Origin of the sequence: Burkholderia sp. BE17, assembly GCF_009362305.1 — a bacterium.
GTDB classification, from domain to species: domain Bacteria; phylum Pseudomonadota; class Gammaproteobacteria; order Burkholderiales; family Burkholderiaceae; genus Burkholderia; species Burkholderia pyrrocinia_C.
This window is the reverse complement of sequence record NZ_WHNU01000011.1, coordinates 153,562-172,205: the sequence shown is the minus strand read 5'-3', so window position 1 is coordinate 172,205 and position 18,644 is coordinate 153,562. Positions and strand designations below refer to the sequence as shown.

The window sequence follows — 18,644 nt, the reverse complement described above, 5'->3', positions numbered from 1 at the left end:
GTGCGGGCAGCGTTCGACTGGAAATCAGCAATGAACCAGTTTGCTATCCTGTTCGGTGAACGATTCACCCAGGCGCGTGGATAACGCGTTGTTCAACCGCCTCGCCCACAAAAATGCGGACAGGTTCCGTCGCATCGATGCCCGACAACGTTGTCTCAAGTTCACCCGTCGAGGCTTCAATGAAGCCTCGCTCATCACAACGAAGGCGTGGCTCTTCGTGCGCATACCGTCACGCTTGCCAATGTCCTTTGTTACGTACATAGCCGCGGTTGAAGGTCCGGGCGGCGGCGTCAACGATTGTCCTCTTCCGGCCGCACACCGACAGTTCGCCCCACGTTTCCCGAAACTCCGAGAAGAACCAAAAAAGGCCGACGGGCACGGTGCCCGTCGGCCTTTCTCGAATGAGTGCGCGCTGTGCCGCGCCGCGCGTTACTTCGCCGCGAGCGCGCTCGCCACGCGCTTATCGCTCCACGCATTGTCCGCGACGCTCAGCTTCTGCGGAATCAGCTTCGCCGCATAAAACGCATCGGCGACACCCTGCTGAACCGCGACGATCTTCTCGTCGACCGGCACCGCCCCGAACGGCACGCGCTTGAGCCACGTCTCGACGAGCGGCAGCGGCAGGCCGACCTTCGGTGCGATCAGCGCGGCGGTCTCGGCCGGATGCCCGTTGACCCACAGGCCCGTCTCGCGCGCCTGCTTCAGGATCGCGCCGACCACGTCGGCATGCTGCTCCGCGAAATCGCGCGTCGCCTCGTAGAAGTTGTTCGCCGGCGTGAGGCCCGTGTAGTCGGACAGCGTGCGGATCTTCAGTGAATTCTGCGCGGCCGCGTAATACGGATCCCAGACGGCCCACGCGTCGACGTTGCCGCTTTCGAACGCGGCGCGCGCGTCGGCCGGCGGCAGGTACACGGGGTGGATCTCATCGTAGCGCACGCCGGCCTTCTTCAGCGCTTCCAGCAGCAGGTAGTTCGCGCTCGAGCCTTTCTGCAGCGCGACCTTCTTGCCGCGCAGCTCGGCGAGCGAGCGGATCGGCGAATCGGCCTTCACGAACACGGCTTCGTTGTGCGGCGACGGCGGTTCCGCGCCGACGTACACGAAGCGCACGCCGGCTGCCTGCGCGAACACCGGCGGCGGCGCGCCCGTATAGCCGAAGTCGATGCTGTTCGCGTTCAGTGCTTCGAGCAGTTGCGGGCCGGCGGGGAATTCGAACCACTGCACGCCATAGCCGAGCGGCTTGAGCCGCGCTTCGAGCGAGCCTTGCGCCTTGATGATCGACAGCAGGCCGGCCTTTTGATAGCCGATGCGCACGACCTTGTCGGCGCCGCCCTGCGCGAAGGCCGACGCGGCGGACAGCGCGACGAGCGTGACGGCGGCGGTGCGGGTGATCCAGCGGGTGAAACGAATCATCGAACGGACTCCATGCGAAACGTCTTCGGGAGAGCGGCCGGTGCCGCTCGGTTGGAAGAATCGTCGCATGGGCGATCGCGCCCGCAAACGAAGCATTGCCGATAAGAATATGACGGCGCCGGCCCTATGCTTTGTCGTCGTCGCCTTGCGTATCGGGCGGGCCGGACTGGCGCGCCGCTTCGTCGCTGAGCTTCTTGTCGAGGATCGTCGCGACGCGGCCGCCGAGATACGCGCCTGCCGCGGTTTCGAGCGCGCGGTTCGTCTCGCCTTCGACGAACACGGCCGCGAGCGGGCGCAGGCGCCAGATCGCGTCGACCAGCTCGGGCACGTCGGTGGCCGGCGGCAGCGTGTCGGCGTCGTAGCGGTCGAGCCGCTTCACGACGAGATCGACGAGCAGCCGCGCGATCGCGTCGAAGTGCGGCCGCGCGAGGCTGATCACGTCGAGCAGCTCGCGCGGCGGGATCCCTTCCTTCGTCATCGCGGCAGCCGCCTCGAGCAGCGCGGGGCTCTTCGCGACGAACGACAGGCCGTGCCGTTCGAGCAGGCCGAGTTCGGTCACGCGCGAAAGCTGCGTGGTCGCCTGCGGGCCGAACATCTGCGCGAGCGCGGCAAGCGAATAGGTTTTCGGCAGTTCGTGCGACCAGCGGCCGCCGATCGCGTTTTCGAGGCCGAGGATCGAGCGCAGGTCGTGGCCTTCGTCGATCGCCTTGATCAGGTCCTGGATGTTCGACAGCGTGTAGCCGCGCGCGAGCAGGTGGTTGATCAGCTTCAGGCGCGCGACGTGCGTGTCGTCGTAGATGCCGACGCGACCGCGCTTCTCGGGCGGCGCGAGCAAACCGCGATCCTGATACGCGCGGACGTTGCGCACGGTCGTGTCGGACACGCGCGCCAGTTCGTCGACCGTGTACTCGTTGCGGGAATCCGCCGCGGCCTCGTCGGGGGTGGAATGAGTCTGTTTTGACATGCGGCCATTCTAGCGCGACGCGGCAGGCTCGGGCGAGGCGGGGAGCGTGCGTGCGCCGTCGCCGAGCGGGCGCTGCAGCAGCGCCGTGTCGATCCAGCGGCCGTGCTTGAAGCCGACCGCCTTCAGCGTGCCGGCCGGCTCGAAGCCGAACGCGCGATGCAGCGACGTCGAGCCGCCGGTGCCGCCGTCGGCGATCACCGCGATCATCTGCCGCCACGGGCCGGCCTCGCAGCGCGCGATCAGCGCCGCGAGCAGTGCGCGGCCGATCCCGCGCCCGCGCTGCGCATCGTCGATGTAGATCGAATCCTCGATCGTGAAGCGGTATGCGCTGCGGGTGCGGTACGGCGTTGCGTACGCGTAGCCGGCCACGCGGCCGTCGCATTCGGCGACGAGATACGGCAGCCCGTGGCCCAGTACCGCGTCGCGGCGCGCGCGCAGCTCGGCGGCGTCGGGCGGCGTTTCCTCGAACGACGCGACGCCGTGGCGTACGTGGTGCGCATAGATCGCATGGATGGCGGCGAGATCGGCGTCGGTCGAATCGCGGACGACGCAGGCGGCTGGCGTGGCAGGCATGGTGACGGGGCGGCAGGGTGGGGATACGGGCAAACCATTACTATGCGGGCGATTGCGTGACGCGTAAAGCGGCGGCCGCGTGCCCGGCGTCGCCGCGTTCAGTTCGGCGCTCGCTTCTTCTGCGTGTCGCGCGGCAACTCGTCGAAGCGGGCGAAGTAGTATCCGGAAAAGCGGCCGAGGTGCCCGAAGCCGAAGGTCAGCGCCGTATCGGTGATGCTGGCCATCGGGTCGGTCAGCAACTGTACGCGCGCGGCGTCCAGCCGGATGTTGCGCAGCAGTTCCATCGGGGTCGCGCCGTGGTAGCGCCGGCACAGCACGTTCAGCGTTCGCAGGCTGACGCCGGCCGCCCTGGCGAGATCCTCGAGCGAGATCGGCGCGCAGAGCCGCGCGTGGATGAATTCGTGCAGCGCATCCATCTGCCGGATGCCGCCACGCGATCCGGCTTGCGCCGGCGCGCCGCGCGCTTGCGGCACCGCGCCGGCATGCGCGGCGGCGGGCGACGGCGGGCAATGCAAGAGCAGGAACAGCGCGAGGCTCCGTTCGAAGTGGTCGCGCCATTCGGCCCGTATGCCGCCATCGTCGGCAACGGCGAGCACATTGAGCAGCGACTGCGCGATCAGATCCCATTGCGACGCAAGTGCCGTCGGCAACAGGAATCCCGGCGCGAGGCCGGGCGCCGCGTCGTCGGGCCGGCGGCCGCAGACCGCGCGCATCAGCGAATCGGGCACCTTGACGATCAGTTGCCGGGTGCCGGACCGCCAGCGCAGGCGCACGTGCGCCCTCGGCGCCAGCACGGCGGTGCGTCCTTCGGACACGCGCATCACGTGCCCGTCGCACTCGATTTCGGCGCCGCCGGCAAGCGATGTGTGGACGAGCGAAAAGCCGTCGAACGGGCGCGGGGCGACCTCGACTTCGGCGCCGTACTGCAGCGCGTAGACGCTCAGATGATTCAGTTCCCCCTTGAAAAGCGCTGCGTCCGGCACACCCTGCTTCCAGCGCAGCGCATGCTCGGCCAGTTCCAGCGAGACCTGCTCGTGCGCATCCGCGCGAAATCCGGATCGGAACACGCAATTCCGATACAGCGCGGACAGCACTTCCGTGTTCGGGGTGAGGGGCATGGGGTGTCTCCTGTGTGGCGTTTTTCGTACAGCGCATCCGGCTGGCCGCGGACGCGCGTCGTGCCACATCGGTTTCTCTTGTGAGCGAGATATCCTGAAAGGATGATATTGATCTTTGTCAGGCTTGTCGAAAGTTTCGCAAGAATCGGATAGTCCCGCCCTCGTCGGGGAAAAATCCGGATAGCGCGCGGCGTGCGGCACGAGAAAAACGGATCGAATTCGCGAGCCGCCTGCAAATTCCGGATAGTGGAAATCATTGTGGCTTCCTACACTGCGCCGGCATCCGGACGGAAAGCGGAGCATCTCACGATGATATTTCGTACAGCTACTAAATCGAAGGGCTGAACGATCGTATTGATTCGAAAACGTGTGATGCGACGGTTACTGCCGGGCCTGAATCCCATCTGGAAAAGGAAGGAAGCTCCATGCGTCAAATCAATTTACAGGCGCTCTCCGACGATGCGCGGCTGGGCCCGCTGCACGGCGTCGTGCTGTTCTGGTGCGCGCTGATCATCGTGTTCGACGGTTACGACCTGGCGGTGGCCGGCATCGCGCTGCCGGCCATCATGAAGGAGATGGGCGTCAACCCGGCGCAGGCCGGCTTCATGGTCAGCTCGGCGCTGTTCGGCATGATGTTCGGCAACATCGTGTTCGGGACCGTCGCCGAGCGGATCGGCCGCCGCTGGGCCATCGCTATCTGCCTGACGCTGTTCAGCGTCTTTACAGCGGCGGCCGGGCTCGCGCCGACGCCGGCGCTGTTCGGCGCGGCCCGCTTCCTGGCGGGCATCGGCATCGGCGGCGTGATGCCGAACGTGATCGCCCATATGACCGAGTACGCGCCGCGCCGCGTGCGCAGTACGCTGGTGACGCTGATGTTCAGCGGCTATTCCGTCGGCGGCATGCTGGCGGCCGTGATGGGCAAAGGGATGATCGAGGCGTACGGGTGGCAGTCCGTGTTCGTCGCCGCGGGTGCGCCGGTGCTGCTCGTTCCGCTGCTCGTGAAATGGATGCCGGAATCGCTGCCGTTCCTGATCCGGCGCAGCAGGACCGACGAGCTCGCACGCATCGCGCGCCGGCTCGATCCCGCATACCGGCGTCAACCGGGCGACTGTTATGTCGTTCCGCGCGAGGACAAGGCGGGCAGCGCGCCGGTTCGCCAGCTGTTCGACGACGGTCGCGGATTCAGCACGGTCATGTTCTGGATTGCGTGCTTCATGTGCCTGTTCATGGTGTATGCGCTCAGCTCGTGGCTGACCCGGCTGATGGCGAGCGCCGGCTACAGCCTCGGCTCCGCGTTGACCTTCGTGCTGGTGCTGAACGCCGGCGCGATGGTCGGCGCGATCGGCGGCGGCTGGCTGGCCGATCGCTTTCCGATCAAGACGGTGCTCGTGTCGATGTATCTGCTCGCCGCGGTGTCGATCACGCTGCTCGGCTACAAGATGCCGACCGCGCTGCTGTTCGTGCTGGTCGGCCTCGCGGGCGCTTCGACGATCGGCACGCAGATCGTCAACTGCGCGTATGCGGGGCAGTTCTATCCGATGGCGATCCGCTCGACCGGCATCGGCTGGACGCTGGGCGTGGGGCGCAGCGGCGCGATCCTGGCGCCGATCGTCATCGGTTTGCTGGTGGGCATCGATCTGCCGCTGGAACAGAACTTCATGGCGATCGGACTGCCCGCGCTGGCGGCGGCCGTCGCGGTCGGCCTGATCGATCATCGGCGCTCGGCGTCGCATCACGGCCTTCCGGTTCCGGCCGGCGAACGGCAGGGGTCGCCCGCGCAGCAGTCCTGAGTGGCATATCGGCGGGTCGCCTGCGCGAGGACGCCGGCCGATCGCGCGCGGCAACGCAGCGTCCGTCGTCTTGTGGGAGAAGTTCAGTCATGCATATCGATTCGGGGGCGTTGAAGGCGATGGTGAAGGGGAGTGTGCTCGCGTTGGCGCTGACGGCTGCATCGGGCATCGCGCATGCGCAAGGCGGCGTGACGCTGTACGGCATCGTCGATACCGGTATTTCGTACTACAACCATGCGGCGAAGGGAGGGGCCGTGGTGGGCGTCCCGCACCTGACCGGCGAAGTGCCGTCGCGATGGGGTGTGAAGGGCGCCGAAGACCTGGGCAGTGGCTACCGCGTGTTCTTCGTGCTCGAAAACGGCTTCCAGCCCGGGACGGGCGGATTCAATTACGGCGGGCGGCTGTTCGGCAGGCAGGCGAACGTGGGGTTGAGCAGCGATGCCGGAACGCTCACGCTCGGCAGGCAAATGAACATGACGGCCTATGCGCTTGCCAACGCCGACGTGATCGGGCCGTCCATTCATTCGCCGAGCAGCTTCGACACGTATCTGCCGAATGCGCGCAGCGACAACGCGATCGGCTACCTGGGCAAGTTCCACGGGCTCACGATCGGCGGCACCTACAGCTTCGGCCGCGACGCCGCCGGGCCGGCAGGGCCCTCGGCCACCGGTTGCGCGGGGCAGGTGCCGGGCAATCCGCTCGCGTGCCGGCAATACACGGCACTGGTCGCATACGACGCGACGAGCTTTGGCGTCGCGGCGTCCTACGACGTGAAGCGCGGCGGGGCGGGCGCATCGGCGCCGCTCGACCGCAGCGCCCATACGAGCACGCACAGCATCGTCGACGGGTACGCGGTGATGGGGCGCACGAAGCTCGGCGCGGGATGGATCCGGAACAACGTCGCGGCGGCCGCCCATTTGCAGACCGACATCTTCTTCGCCGGCGTCACCTATACGCTGACCCCTGCGGTGTCGTTCGACGCGCAAGGCACGCGTTATCTGCAACGCGGGCCGGCGCGCAGCGCGAACGCGACCTTGCTGGTCGGGCGTGCCAATCATCTTCTGTCCACGCGGACGCGCGTCTACACGTCGGTCGGCTACATGTTGAACAGCGCGACGGCCGCCAAGGCGGTCGCCGCCGGCGGGACGGTCGACACGGGGCGGAACCAGTTGGGGATCATGGCCGGGCTGCAGCAGCGATTCTGACCGGGCCGGGAAGTCAGAGCCGGCCGTCCGCCGCACGAACGGCATCGGCGATCGCGTCCGCGACGCGCTGCACGCGCGGCGACCGGCGCACGTCCGGGTGAACGACGAGCCAGATTTCGCGCTCGATGTCGCAGCGGGGCGCGGACGTCAGTTCGACGAGCGCCGCACCGGCGTGCGCGGCCGGATCGTCGACGAGAAACCTGGGCAGCAGCGCGACACCGGCCCCCGCCGCACACGCGCGATGTTGCGCGGCCAGGTCGTTCGCGACGAACGCGAAACGGCGCCCGGCCGCGAAGCGTTCGAGCCATTGCTGCTGCGGCGTCTGCGCGAGCGCGTCGTCGTAGCCGACGAACGGCCAGGTGTCGGGCGGCGCGCCCGCCCATTCCGGCGACGCGCACAGCGCGAAGCGCATCGTGCCGAGCCGGCGCGCGGCGAGCCCCGGCTCGTTCGGCCGCGACAGCCGCACCGCGAGATCGGCTTCGCGCGCATACAGGTTCGCCGCATGCATCTCGCCCATCAGGTCGATCCGCAGCGTCGGCCATGCGCGCTGCGCGCGGGCAAGGCGCGGCGCGAGGAAATGGCTGGCGAACACCGGCGACGCCGACACGCGCACGACGCCGTCGAGCGCTGCCGCACCCTGCGCGGCGCGCGCGAACGCATGTGCATCGGTTTCGAGGCGCGCGGCGTGCTCGGCGAGGCGCAGCCCTTCGTCGGTCGGCGGCCAGCCGCGCGGCAGCCGGTCGAACAGCCGGATGCCGAGCGCCGATTCCAGCGCGTCGATGCGCCGCGCGACCGTCGAATGCTGGACCTGCAGCGCGCGAGCGGCGGCCGACAGGCTGCCGCCGCGCATCACCGCGAGGAAGTAGCGGATGTCGTCCCAGCTCATCGGCAGCGCGGACGCGGGGATGGGATCGAGATCGGTCGAATTTTGCACAGTAGGTGGGCGATAAACGGGAATTCCGATCGATTATGCACGATGGGATGATCGTGTCACTTCATTCGATTGCGAGGAACGTCATGACCCAAACTGCTACCGCCATCCGGATCGGGATCGACCGCTACGGCGACGCCGACGTGCTGCGCCGCGTCGATGCGCCCGTTGCGCCGCCCGGCGCCGGCGAGGTGCGGATTCGCCAGACCGCCGTCGGCGTGAATTTCGTCGACATCTATTTCAGGACGGGGACGCACGCATTGCCCGCGCTGCCGGACGCGCTAGGCGTCGAGGCGGCCGGCGTGATCGACGCGGTCGGGCCCGGCGTGACGGGTCTCGTGCCGGGCCAGCGCGTCGCGTATGCGGGCATGCCGACCGGCAGTTATGCGAGCCTGCGCACGATGCCGGCCGGGCGGGTGGTGCCGATACCCGACGGCCTGAGCGACGACGCGGTCGCCGCCGGGCTGCTGAAAGGGATCACGGTCTACATGCTGCTGCATCGCGTCCGGCAGGTCGGCGCCGGCGACACGGTGCTCGTGCATGCGGCGGCCGGCGGTGTCGGGCTGCTGGCGACGCAGTGGGCGCGCGCGCTCGGCGCGCGGGTGATCGGCACGGTCGGGTCGGCCGCGAAAGCCGCGCTCGTGCGCACGCATGGCGCCGACGCGGTGGTCGATTATCGCGAGGAGGATTTCGTCGCGGCCGCGCGCGCATTCGGCGGCGGCGCGGGTGTCGATTATGCGATCGACGGGATCGGCGGCGACGTGCTGACGCGCACGCTCGGTGCGATTCGTCCGTTCGGGATGGTCGCGAGCATCGGGCAGGTTGCCGCGATCGGCACGCGGCAGACGGTCGATCTCGACGAACTGGGGCCGGCCCGCTCGATCGCGCTCGCGCGGCCGAGCGTGCTCGGGTTTATCGCGCGCGACGTCGCAGGGTATCGCGAAGCCGCGCGCGCGACGCTCGAACGGCTGGCGGGCGGAATGCACGTCGAGATCGGCGCGCGGCTGCCGCTCGAACAGGTCGCCGATGCGCACCGGCTGCTGGAGTCGCGCGCGACGACGGGCGCGGTCGTGCTGGTGCCGTAACGGCGGGCCGCGGCGGATGGGGCGCGCTGCGGGGCAACGGGCCAAAGGCCGCGGCGTGGCGCGCTTCCGGTGCCGGCCGCGGCGCGGCTCGCATGCCGATCAGTTGTGCGTGCGCAGCGGCGCATCCTCGACGAACCAAGCGAGCACGAACGCGATCGCGACCACGGCGGCCGCCGCGAGATACACGACGTGCAGCGAGCCCGCGAACGCATGCAGGTACGCGTCGCGTACCGCGTCCGGCAACTGGTGCACGGCACCGGGGCCGAGCGCGGGCGGCAGCTCCGTGCCGGCCGGCAACGCTTGCAGCATCCGCGCCTGCAGCCCGTGCGAGAACAGCGCGCCGAACGCCGCGACGCCGATCGAGCTGCCGATCGAGCGGAACAGCGTCGCCCCCGATGTCGCGACGCCCATGTGCCGGAAATCGACCGTGTTCTGCACCGCGAGCGTGAGCACGGGCATCACCATCCCGAGGCCGATCCCGAGCAGCGGCATGTAGGCGTACATCGTCTGCAGCGGTGTATCGAGCGACAGCGTTGACAGCAGCGCCAGCGCGATCCCGCCGATCAGCGTGCCCGCGATCGGAAAGATCCGGTACGAGCCGAGCCGCGAGATCAGCCGGCCGCTGATCACCGACATCGCGAGCATCCCGCCCATCATCGGCAGCAGCTGCATCCCCGCCTGCGACGGCGTCGAGCCCTTCACGACCTGCAGGTAGAGCGGAATGAACGTGACCGAGCCGAACAGCGCGGTGCCGACCACGAAGCCGATCAGGCTGACCAGCACGAAGGTGCGATGGCGGAACAGTTCGAGCGGGATGATCGGCTCGACCGCGAGCCGTTCTTCATAAATGAAGCCGCCGATCGCGACGAGGCCGAGCACGAGCGTCATCCACAGTTGCGGCGACGTCCACGGCAGCAGCGAGCCGCCTTCGCTGGTGAACAGGATCACGCAGGTGAGGGCCGTCGCGAGGAACGCGGCGCCCATGTAGTCGATCCGGTGCTTCACGTGCGCGGTGTGCGGCCGGAACGCGATGCCGATCACCGCGAGCGCGAGAAAGCCGAGCGGCAGGTTGATCGTGAAGATCCAGCGCCACGACAGGTGCTCGACCAGGAAACCGCCGAGCAGCGGGCCGACGATCGTCGCGAGGCCGTACACGCCGCCGAACATCCCCTGGTAGCGCGCGCGGCGATCGGGCGGGACCAGATCGCCGATCGCGGCCATCGTGACGACCATCAGGCCGCCGCCGCCGAGCCCCTGCAGCGCGCGCAGCACGATCAGCTGCGTCATGTCCTGCGCAATGCCGCACAGCGCCGAGCCCGCGAGGAACAGCACGATCGCGGCCTGCAGCACGATCTTGCGGCCGTACAGGTCGCCGAGCTTGCCGTACAGCGGCAGCACGACGGTCGACGACAGCAGGTACGCGGTGACGACCCACGACAACTGGTCGAGCCCGCCGAACTCGCCGACGATCGTCGGCAGTGCGGTCGACACGATCGTCTGGTCGAGCGCGGACAGCAGCATGACGAGCAGCAGCGCGGCGACGATCAGCCCGGTCGGTGTGTCGCGGCGGGCCGTTTCGGCGGCCGGCGGAGTAAGGAGGGTGTCGGTTGTCATCGAGATGTCTGCCATGGCAGGGAATTGGTTCGAAATATAACGACCAGTGATTGACTAGTCAATTTCTGCCCAGCCTCGATATGTTGCAACCGTAACAGGAGATTGCCGGTGCGAAAAATTGATCGGGATCAGAGAGAAAGCGGGACCGGACTCAAGTTTTCTGCAGGCAAACCGTAATCCAGAGTGCCGCGGACCGATTGCCGCGGCACTTTTCATCGCTCACGTGCCGCCATGAACCTGAACGCCCTGTTTTCCCGTTTCTCGATCCGCACGCGGATCTTCTCCACGCTCGGTCTCGTCGCCGCGCTGCTCGTCGTGTCGGGGCTGATCGGCCTCGCCGGCATGCAGAGCTCGAACCGCGCGCTCGACGAGGCCTATACGCAGCAACTGGCTGCGAAGACCGCACTGTCCGCGGCGAGCCTGAACCTGACGATCGTGCGCACGACGCTCGACCGCGCGCTGCTGCATCCGGAAGCGGCGGAAGTGCCCGATCTCGTCAAGAAGGCCGAGGGCTATCTCGCGAAGGCCGACACCGCGTGGCGCGGCTACGCGGCGATGCCCCACGACGGCGACGAAGGCCCGCTCGCGAGCCGTCTCGACGCCGCGCGCCAGGCGCTGATCGGGCAGGCGCTGAAGCCGCTGATCGACGCGATCCGCGATGGCCGGCGCGACGAGGCCGACCGCTTGCTGATGTCGGTCGCGCCGCCGCTGTCGGTCGCGCTCACGCAGGCGGCCGATGCGCTCGATACGTACCAGGCGGCGCGCGGCAAGGATGTCTACGACACCGCGCAAACCTATTACGGCTGGATGCGCGCGGGTGCGATCGCGGGCATCGCGTTCGGCCTGGCCGCGTGCCTCGGCTGCGCGATCGGCCTGCATTATGCGATCACGCAGCCGGTGAACCGGCTGCTGTCGCATTTCCGCCGCCTGTCGGACGGCGACCTGACGTCGGAAGTGCGCTGGTCGTCGCGCGACGAGATGGCCGAACTGGTCAATGGCGTGACGGGCATGCAGCGCAGCCTCGCGGACACGGTGCGCCAGGTCAGCCAGGGTTCGGAAGCGATCTCGACGGCGACGCACCAGATCGCGGCCGGCAACACCGATCTGTCGCAACGCACCGAGGAACAGGCGTCCGCGCTGCAGGAAACGGCCGCGAGCATGGAGCAACTGACCGCGACCGTGAAGCAGAACGCCGATCATGCGCTCGAGGCGCAGGCCTGCGCGGACAGCGCGAGCGAGATCGCGACGCGCGGTGCGACGGTGGTCGGCGAGGTGATCGGCACGATGACCGAGATCGACCAGAGCTCGCAGAAGGTCGCCGACATCATCGGCACGATCGAGGGGATCGCGTTCCAGACCAACATCCTCGCGCTGAATGCGGCGGTCGAAGCCGCGCGCGCGGGCGAGCAGGGCCGCGGTTTCGCGGTGGTCGCGGGCGAGGTGCGCACGCTCGCGCAACGCTCGGCGTCCGCGGCGAAGGAGATTCGCACGCTGATCGGCGAATCGGTCGAGCGCGTTGCGAACGGTTCGCGGCTCGTCGGCGTGGCCGGCACGACGATGCAGGACATCCAGCAGGCGATCGGGCGCGTGACGGGGATCATGACCGAGATCGCGGCCGCATCGAGCGAGCAGCGCGACGGGATCGAGCAGGTGAACCGCGCGGTGTCGCAGATGGACCAGGTGTCGCAGCAGAATGCGGCGCTCGTCGAGCAGGCTGCGGCTGCTGCTGCGTCGCTGGAGGAGCAGGCGGACGGGTTGCGTCGCGCGGTGGGGGCGTTCCGGGTAGCTTGAGCGGGCGCGTGGCGAATGGTGGCGGGTTTGTCGGTTGGCGCGACCCGCCTTACGGATCAATCCGTGTTCTAGCGGATGATCTGGTCGAGCAGATCGGCGGCATCCGACGGCTCCTCCGATCCCGTGAACTTACACACTTCGATATGCCCGTCGCGAAACGTGTCCACTTCGACGCGCATTCCGACAACAGTGACCGAGACCAGCACGCTATCGGATCGATTGCGGCTCAAGGTGTAGTGGATCTTCGCGGTATCAAGCCGGTCGAGCAGGTCGAGTAGCGGATGTGCGGCCATGACCTGAATGGCTGTTTCCTGGTCCGATATTGGCAAGCGACTCGGTGTGATCGCCCAAGTGTTGCGCCTTCCACGTCACCGTTGGATGTTCAAACGTCGGGGTCCAGGCTCAACCAGATCGCCTCGCACAGCACGGCAACTTCCGCGCCGCACGACGGCTCGAGTACGAACAACGCCTTGCGATCCGCGTCGAAATCGGCCAGATACCGATTGAGCAGGGACTCGTCGAAGCTCGCCGCTTCGAAATCCTCTCGGCTGTTCATCCACTTCAGCCACTGGCCTATCTCTGCCGCCGAGAACGGGTATGCAGCGGAGATCAGAAGGCGTGACACAACGTTCTGTTCCGCAAAATCGATCACTCGCTGGGAGATGACACCGGTGAAGCGGAATGTGCCGACTCCTCCGTCGATTCGGCTGAACCGAAGCCACAATTCCTGATCGGTCGGACGATGCTCGATCATGACGAGTTCGGCATCATGGAAGGTCGGCATGTTCTCGAACCCAATGACGTTGCGATGATTCGCGTTTTCCATAAATGAAACTCCGGCTCATATATCAAGGAAGAATAGATATCGGTACACCCGGCCCTCTGCGCAATTTCCCGTGAAGTGGGTCAATCACCCAGTTATGTGCGTGAGGAATACCTTGGCCGTGATCGTGGTCGAAATCGATGTCGACTGCCGGTCGACCACCGTCGCCGTACAAGCGCATCTGTCCGCTGCCTGGATTCACGTACCAGGTTCCAGGTTTTCCGGTATTCGGTGTTTTTGCAATCTCAAGAATGTCATTGCTCGGTGAGGCTTCCGAATACTCGAACGGCTGCGCGTCGCCGAGTAGCGTGGAGGTTAAGCCATCGCCAGCCAGCGCGGCTGCTCCTTCAAACCTCAAGCGCCCCACAACGCCTTGCAGATAGCTGAGGAGTTCATCCGCGCTCACGTCGCTCGGCGTGGCCCAACTGCGAGCGGCGGTCATGTCGCAAGGTGAAGGCGGGATGCTGACCGGTTTGACGCTTTCCAGATTTGAGAACGGCGTGAACGACGGCCCGGCCACCATAGCCTTTCGGGCGGCCCGCTTGCCGATTCCGCCGCTCCCGTCGGATTGCATAGCTGTTCGCTCGATCGAAACGGCAACACCCCCGCTTTGGATGACCGAGCGAAGTACCGCACAGCATCGCCGACGGCCGCGCCAGCCGCGCTATACGACACGTGAAGCCCAAGCCGCCGAATGTAGTCCAGCGCTCTATGGGTTTCATGCCCGGCGCGTGCGGTCGGCCAAGCCCGCAAGAACTCGTCCGCATCTCGTTTCTGCTGGGACGTCAACGCGCTCGGGGAAACGGGAATACTCAAGGTGGCCTGTCTGCCGAAACCTAAAGCGATATTGATTGCAGCCATCGGTCGGTGCCTTTCAAATGCCATACGAAATGGCTTGGCATCGTAGCTACAGGCCGCAAGCGGATAAACCATCAGGTGCTGCAGGAATCGCGCGAAAGGCGGGTGGTTCAGGGTGCGGGTAGAAAGAAATGTATCCGATTGTGTCGACGAGCATCATGTTGGAGATTGTCCCGTGTTGGACGATCCGCGCTGCCCCGTCAACCCGCCGCGAGCTGCGCGGCCGCGCGTGACGACGCGACGATCAGCAGCTTCATCGTCGCACGCGTCGCGCCGACGAACAGCTTGCGCGCAGCACGCGCGTCGAGCGTGTCGAAGTCGACTTCGGTGAGGATCACGCACGGCGCCGACTGGCCCTTGAAGCGGTAGATCGAATCGAGCAGCACGTCGCCTTCGCGATATTCGGGGTTGCCGAACAGGTCGTACTTGCCGGTGAAGCTCTTGATCCGATGCGGGCCGAGCTGGTCGAGCGGAGCGAGCACCGAGCCTTCGCGGCCGCGATACGACAGCACCGCGATGTCCTGCTTGCGGAAGCCGAGCGACAGCGCGTGCGTGATCGCGCGCTTGGTCGCGTCGATGCAGGCTTGCGCCAACGCGTCACCCGACATGCCTTCTTCCCCGTATGCCGACACCGACGGATCGGACCCGTCGAACGGGCTGCCCGAGCGCAGTTCGGCCGCGAGCGGCTCGACGCGCCCGACGACGTCGCGCACGAATTCGAGCAGGTCGCGCGGGCTGCGGTAGTTCGTCAGCGCTTTCAGCGTGACCCAGCCGGGCAGTGCGACGGGCTCGCGCATGTACAGGTTCTGCAGCGGATCTTCGAGCCACCACCACGCGCCGTCCGGCGCCAGCAAACGCTCCAGTGCGGCCGCCCACGGCGCATGGAAATCCTGCCCCTCGTCGACGATCAGCACGTCGAAGCGCCAGCGCTCGGGGATCGGCGCCTGCGCGAAGCGCGTTTCGAGCCGCTCGAATTCGCCGGGCACCTGGAAGTCGGGCGTATAGCCGCCGTCGCGCGCGACCCAGTCGCACAGCTGGTGGTAGTTCGCGATTTTCGCGCCGGGCGGCGCGATGCGCGCGATGTAGTCGGCGAGCGGCCGGTTGAAGCACACGTAGAGCACGCGCTTGCCGGCCGCGACGGCATCGCGCATCGCCTGCACCGCGAGCTGCGTCTTGCCCGACCCGGCCGTGCCGGTGACGCGCAGCCGGAACGGCGCGAATTCGAGTTGGCGCGCCCACGCGGCGAGGCCGCCCGACAGTCGCGTGACGAGCGTGCCGGCCTGCCCGACGAGCGCACTCGTGTCGGGCGTGAGCGCGAGCTCGTCCGCGAGGAAATGATGGAGCTTCGGCGCGTTCGGGCGGCGTTCGTCGTCCTCGGGCAGGATCTGCAGGATTACCTGCGCGAGCTGCGCCCTGCGCGACGCGTCGACGATGCGGTCGGCCGCGACGCCGGCGATCGATGCCTGCCGGATCGAATAGTCGGGGCAGTACAGCAGCGCCTCGACGCCGTAGACGCCCGCGCCGAGCGCGGCCGTCAGGCGCCGGTGCAGCGTTTCCTGCGTGCGCGCGAGCTGGATCGCGACGTTGCGCTCGGTCTGCAGGTAGACCTTCACGAGCCCCTTCGGCGTTTCGCGCAGGAAGCCGGCCTTCTGCTCGATCAGCAGCACGCGGCCGGCCGGGCTCACGACGACGAACGCGGCCTCGCCGAACACCGAGAAGGCCTGGTCGGCGCGCGTCCAGTGCACGCCGTGATACACGGTGTAGGTGTCGGGCAGCGCGTGTTCGAGCGCGGCGAGCGTTTCGCGCTCGCGTTCGGCCGCGCCGGTCGCGGCGAGGCTTTTCCAGTCGTCGGGGATCAGGCGGGCCATGGAGTCGGGCGGTGAATGCCGGCGTGGGCGTGAACAGGTGCGGCTATTGTACTGAGGAACCTGTTCACGGCCGCCGTGCCGCGCGGACGTTGGCCGTCCGGAAGAGGAACGGCGCGGCGGACGTTACCCGCGCGCGAGCCGTTTCGCGAGATCGGCGCTGAGGATCGCCATGCGCGCGGGTTTTTCGTAGCAGACGACGTCGAACGCGCGGATCACTTCGCTGATGTCGGCTTCGCTCGCGCGGCCGGTGAGCAGGTCGCCGGTCAGCACGAAGATCGGCGCGCCCGGGTTGTCGGACGTGCGCACGGCCTTGATCGCGGTTGCGGCCGTGCCGTCGTCGAACAGCCATTCGGTCAGCACTGCATCGAAAGCCTGGCCCTGCAGCGCGTCGACGAACGGCGCGAGGCCGTCGAACGCGGCCGTCGCGAAACCCTGCCGTTCGAGATAGCGGCACAGCTCGGTCGCGCTGACGCGATCGGGATCGATCACGGCGACGACGAGCTTGTCGCTCTCCGCGCGGCGCGGATAGATTTCGATCTTGTGCACGTCGTACGCGTTCTGGTACAGCACGCCCGTGTGGCGCAGCACGCGCCAGCGGCCGTTCTGTTCGTACGCGACGAACTCGGGGCGCGCGCCGGCTTCGAGCGGCGCGCCGATCCATGCGGTGCACGGAATCTCGGCGACGCCCGCATAAAGTACGGCCTCCTGCGAATAGGCGCCGACCATGCCGGGGTCGAGCGTTTGCGCGCCGAACAGTTGCGCGGCGGGTTCGCCGTACGCTTCGGCGACTTTCTTGATCTGCGCGAGCGTCCAGGGGCTGCTGCCACGCAGCTTACGATGGCCTTGCGAGAAACTCAGGTCGAGGATGCGGCACAGCTCGGTGGTCTGCTGGCGCTTGCCGATGCCGTTGCGGGTCATCAGCTCGCGCACGCGCTCGGCAACCGCGAGGGAATCCGTGGTGATTGCTTCAGTGGTCATGCTACGGGAACGGATCGTGACGTTCAGAACGACGCCTTGCGGCAGTCTCGACGGACAGTCTTCATGACGTCCAGTGGCGAGCCGACCGGCCACGCGCGGAAAAGATAACTTTACCGCAAAATGGTCGTCATTCAGTGTCATGAAAGGTGCGTTTGTGTGAAAGGTGTGTCACGACGTTACCGCGACAGTCCGTATCTCGAATGTATTAACCCCCGACAGGAAGCAATGACGACAACCTATCCGCTGCACGATGCATTGACCCGCGCCGAAACGGCGCTTCCGGCCGAGGCCGACGTCGTGATCGCCGGCGCCGGCATCATGGGCTGCGCGGCCGCGTATTACCTCGGCCTGCGCGGCCTGAAGGCCGTCGTGCTCGACAAGTCGCGCATCGCCGGACAGCAGTCGACGCGCGCATGGGGCTTCGTGCGGCAGCAGGGGCGCGAAGCCGCCGAAGTGCCGCTGATGATGGCCGGCATGCGGATCTGGGAGCGGTTAGAGGAAACCCTCGGTTTCGATCTCGAATGGCGGCAGGGCGGCTGTCTCTATATTGCGGACAACGAAACGGACTGGGCGTCGTTCAACGCGTGGCTCTCCGTCGCACGCGAGCACGGGCTCGATACGCGCACGCTGACGCGCGCGCAGATCGACGAGCGCGTCAGCGGCCTTTCGCCGCAGGCGCGCACGCTCGGCGGGCTGTACACCGCGACCGACGGGCAGGCCGAGCCGCGCCGCGTGGCCGCGGCGTTCGCCGCGCGGGCAACCGAGGCCGGCGCGCGCTTCTTCGAAGGCTGCGGCGTGACGGCGATCGAGACGGCCGGCGGCGCGGTCGTCGGCGTCGCGACCGAGCGCGGCACGATCCGCACGCGGCGCGTGATCTGCGCAGCCGGCGCGATCAGCTTCCGGCTGCTCGACGGCGTCGGCATCCGGCTGCCGCAGCAGGCCGTGCGCGGCACCTGCATGCGCACCAACGTGGTGCCGCCGGTATCGGCGGCGACGGTGTGGGGGCACGGCCTCGGTATCCGGCAGCGCAAGAACGGCGCGATCAATCTCGCCGACGACATGCAGGTCGACGTCGACCTGACGCTCGGCCACCTGCGCGGGTTTAGCCTGTTCTGGCCGGAGTTCTGGTCGCAGCGCGACAAATTCCGGCTGCACGTGAATTCGGCCGCATGGCGCGATACGCTCGCGCGCATCAACGGCGCGGCCGGGCCGATCGAGCCGCGCGATCCGCAGCCGCAGCCGAATCGCGCGCATGCGCCGCGCGCGCTTGCGAAGCTCAAGGCGATCTTCCCCGCGCTAAAGGATGCGCAGATCGTCGAGGCATGGGCCGGCCTGATCGACGTGCTGCCCGACGGCATTCCGGTGATCGATGCGCCGGGCACGCCGTCGGGGCTCGCGATCGCGACGGGGTTCTGCGGTCATGGTTTCGCGATGGGGCCGATCGTGGGCCGGCTGCTTGCCGAATGGATCGACACGGGTGCGCCGTCGCTCGACCTGTCGGCGTTTCGCGCGCAGCGTTTCGTCGACGGGACGATGGTGCGGCCGCGCAGCATGCTGTAGCGGACGAATCGATGCAATGATGTCGGGCCGGATCGCCGCCTTCCCGTCGTAGAATCGAGCCCGCATCCTTCAGGAG

Annotated in this window: 16 protein-coding genes; 5 read left to right on the top strand and 11 right to left on the bottom strand. The window is 67.4% G+C overall.

From position 1 onward, the window contains the following. Positions 1-429: 429 nt before the first annotated feature. The 4 genes from GD429_RS12320 to GD429_RS12305 form a co-directional block, all read right to left on the bottom strand. Complete coding sequence (locus GD429_RS12320; RefSeq protein WP_152857176.1) at positions 430-1,410, bottom strand: sulfonate ABC transporter substrate-binding protein; 981 nt, start codon at positions 1,408-1,410, stop codon at positions 430-432. A gap of 124 nt (positions 1,411-1,534) precedes the next feature. Next, the gene (locus GD429_RS12315; protein ID WP_152857175.1) at positions 1,535-2,374 is read right to left on the bottom strand and encodes a MerR family transcriptional regulator; all 840 of its coding nucleotides are present in this window, start codon (positions 2,372-2,374) and stop codon (positions 1,535-1,537) included. Between the two features lie 9 nt (positions 2,375-2,383). Continuing rightward, on the bottom strand, positions 2,384-2,947 hold the full coding sequence (locus tag GD429_RS12310; protein ID WP_152857174.1) for a GNAT family N-acetyltransferase: 564 nt from the start codon (positions 2,945-2,947) through the stop codon (positions 2,384-2,386). 98 nt (positions 2,948-3,045) lie between these two features. After that, complete coding sequence (locus GD429_RS12305; protein WP_152857173.1) at positions 3,046-4,065, bottom strand: AraC family transcriptional regulator; 1,020 nt, start codon at positions 4,063-4,065, stop codon at positions 3,046-3,048. Between the two features lie 425 nt (positions 4,066-4,490). Between GD429_RS12305 and GD429_RS12300 the strand changes: the two genes are divergently transcribed. Both GD429_RS12300 and GD429_RS12295 read left to right on the top strand, forming a co-directional pair. Beyond that, the gene (locus GD429_RS12300; protein ID WP_152857172.1) at positions 4,491-5,855 is read left to right on the top strand and encodes an MFS transporter; all 1,365 of its coding nucleotides are present in this window, start codon (positions 4,491-4,493) and stop codon (positions 5,853-5,855) included. 89 nt (positions 5,856-5,944) lie between these two features. Then, the gene (locus GD429_RS12295; protein ID WP_227791622.1) at positions 5,945-7,060 is read left to right on the top strand and encodes a porin; all 1,116 of its coding nucleotides are present in this window, start codon (positions 5,945-5,947) and stop codon (positions 7,058-7,060) included. A 13-nt stretch (positions 7,061-7,073) separates the two neighbouring features. Here GD429_RS12295 and GD429_RS12290 read toward each other — a convergent pair whose 3' ends face one another. Then, positions 7,074-7,946, bottom strand: a complete 873-nt coding sequence (locus GD429_RS12290) for a LysR family transcriptional regulator (RefSeq protein WP_152857183.1) — start codon at positions 7,944-7,946, stop codon at positions 7,074-7,076. Between the two features lie 131 nt (positions 7,947-8,077). On the opposite strand from GD429_RS12290, the gene GD429_RS12285 reads away from it, so the two are divergent. Then, a complete protein-coding gene (locus GD429_RS12285) occupies positions 8,078-9,076 on the top strand; it encodes a quinone oxidoreductase family protein (RefSeq protein WP_152857171.1) in 999 nt (332 codons plus the stop codon). 99 nt (positions 9,077-9,175) lie between these two features. Here GD429_RS12285 and GD429_RS12280 read toward each other — a convergent pair whose 3' ends face one another. Then, the gene (locus GD429_RS12280) at positions 9,176-10,690 is read right to left on the bottom strand and encodes an MDR family MFS transporter (RefSeq protein ID WP_152857170.1); all 1,515 of its coding nucleotides are present in this window, start codon (positions 10,688-10,690) and stop codon (positions 9,176-9,178) included. 231 nt (positions 10,691-10,921) lie between these two features. Between GD429_RS12280 and GD429_RS12275 the strand changes: the two genes are divergently transcribed. After that, positions 10,922-12,481, top strand: a complete 1,560-nt coding sequence (locus GD429_RS12275; protein WP_152857169.1) for a methyl-accepting chemotaxis protein — start codon at positions 10,922-10,924, stop codon at positions 12,479-12,481. A gap of 68 nt (positions 12,482-12,549) precedes the next feature. On the opposite strand, the gene GD429_RS12270 is transcribed toward GD429_RS12275, so the two are convergent. The 5 genes from GD429_RS12270 to GD429_RS12250 form a co-directional block, all read right to left on the bottom strand. Beyond that, the gene (locus GD429_RS12270) at positions 12,550-12,774 is read right to left on the bottom strand and encodes a hypothetical protein (RefSeq protein ID WP_152857168.1); all 225 of its coding nucleotides are present in this window, start codon (positions 12,772-12,774) and stop codon (positions 12,550-12,552) included. An 89-nt stretch (positions 12,775-12,863) separates the two neighbouring features. Further along, positions 12,864-13,307: a hypothetical protein gene (locus tag GD429_RS12265; RefSeq protein ID WP_152857167.1), complete on the bottom strand. Its 444-nt coding sequence runs from the start codon at positions 13,305-13,307 to the stop codon at positions 12,864-12,866. A 22-nt stretch (positions 13,308-13,329) separates the two neighbouring features. Beyond that, a complete protein-coding gene (locus tag GD429_RS12260; RefSeq protein ID WP_152857166.1) occupies positions 13,330-13,878 on the bottom strand; it encodes a hypothetical protein in 549 nt (182 codons plus the stop codon). Between the two features lie 484 nt (positions 13,879-14,362). Beyond that, positions 14,363-16,030: an ATP-dependent helicase gene (locus GD429_RS12255; protein ID WP_152857165.1), complete on the bottom strand. Its 1,668-nt coding sequence runs from the start codon at positions 16,028-16,030 to the stop codon at positions 14,363-14,365. A 123-nt stretch (positions 16,031-16,153) separates the two neighbouring features. Next, complete coding sequence (locus tag GD429_RS12250) at positions 16,154-17,008, bottom strand: helix-turn-helix domain-containing protein (RefSeq protein WP_069260223.1); 855 nt, start codon at positions 17,006-17,008, stop codon at positions 16,154-16,156. 225 nt (positions 17,009-17,233) lie between these two features. Between GD429_RS12250 and GD429_RS12245 the strand changes: the two genes are divergently transcribed. After that, positions 17,234-18,568, top strand: coding sequence for an NAD(P)/FAD-dependent oxidoreductase (locus GD429_RS12245; protein WP_152857164.1), 1,335 nt, complete (start codon positions 17,234-17,236; stop codon positions 18,566-18,568). The last annotated feature ends 76 nt before the right edge of the window (positions 18,569-18,644 follow it).

What these genes read in the sequence shown, in the direction of transcription:
- GD429_RS12320 (WP_152857176.1), bottom strand. Translation starts at nt 1,410, where the DNA reads ATGATTCGTTTCACCCGCTGGATCACCCGCACCGCCGCCGTCACGCTC.
- GD429_RS12265 (WP_152857167.1), bottom strand. Translation starts at nt 13,307, where the DNA reads ATGGAAAACGCGAATCATCGCAACGTCATTGGGTTCGAGAACATGCCG.
- GD429_RS12255 (WP_152857165.1), bottom strand. Translation starts at nt 16,030, where the DNA reads ATGGCCCGCCTGATCCCCGACGACTGGAAAAGCCTCGCCGCGACCGGC.
- GD429_RS12315 (WP_152857175.1), bottom strand. Translation starts at nt 2,374, where the DNA reads ATGTCAAAACAGACTCATTCCACCCCCGACGAGGCCGCGGCGGATTCC.
- GD429_RS12275 (WP_152857169.1), top strand. Translation starts at nt 10,922, where the DNA reads ATGAACCTGAACGCCCTGTTTTCCCGTTTCTCGATCCGCACGCGGATC.
- GD429_RS12270 (WP_152857168.1), bottom strand. Translation starts at nt 12,774, where the DNA reads ATGGCCGCACATCCGCTACTCGACCTGCTCGACCGGCTTGATACCGCG.
- GD429_RS12250 (WP_069260223.1), bottom strand. Translation starts at nt 17,008, where the DNA reads ATGACCACTGAAGCAATCACCACGGATTCCCTCGCGGTTGCCGAGCGC.
- GD429_RS12285 (WP_152857171.1), top strand. Translation starts at nt 8,078, where the DNA reads ATGACCCAAACTGCTACCGCCATCCGGATCGGGATCGACCGCTACGGC.
- GD429_RS12310 (WP_152857174.1), bottom strand. Translation starts at nt 2,947, where the DNA reads ATGCCTGCCACGCCAGCCGCCTGCGTCGTCCGCGATTCGACCGACGCC.
- GD429_RS12305 (WP_152857173.1), bottom strand. Translation starts at nt 4,065, where the DNA reads ATGCCCCTCACCCCGAACACGGAAGTGCTGTCCGCGCTGTATCGGAAT.
- GD429_RS12295 (WP_227791622.1), top strand. Translation starts at nt 5,945, where the DNA reads ATGCATATCGATTCGGGGGCGTTGAAGGCGATGGTGAAGGGGAGTGTG.
- GD429_RS12260 (WP_152857166.1), bottom strand. Translation starts at nt 13,878, where the DNA reads ATGCAATCCGACGGGAGCGGCGGAATCGGCAAGCGGGCCGCCCGAAAG.
- GD429_RS12280 (WP_152857170.1), bottom strand. Translation starts at nt 10,690, where the DNA reads ATGACAACCGACACCCTCCTTACTCCGCCGGCCGCCGAAACGGCCCGC.
- GD429_RS12290 (WP_152857183.1), bottom strand. Translation starts at nt 7,946, where the DNA reads ATGAGCTGGGACGACATCCGCTACTTCCTCGCGGTGATGCGCGGCGGC.
- GD429_RS12300 (WP_152857172.1), top strand. Translation starts at nt 4,491, where the DNA reads ATGCGTCAAATCAATTTACAGGCGCTCTCCGACGATGCGCGGCTGGGC.
- GD429_RS12245 (WP_152857164.1), top strand. Translation starts at nt 17,234, where the DNA reads ATGACGACAACCTATCCGCTGCACGATGCATTGACCCGCGCCGAAACG.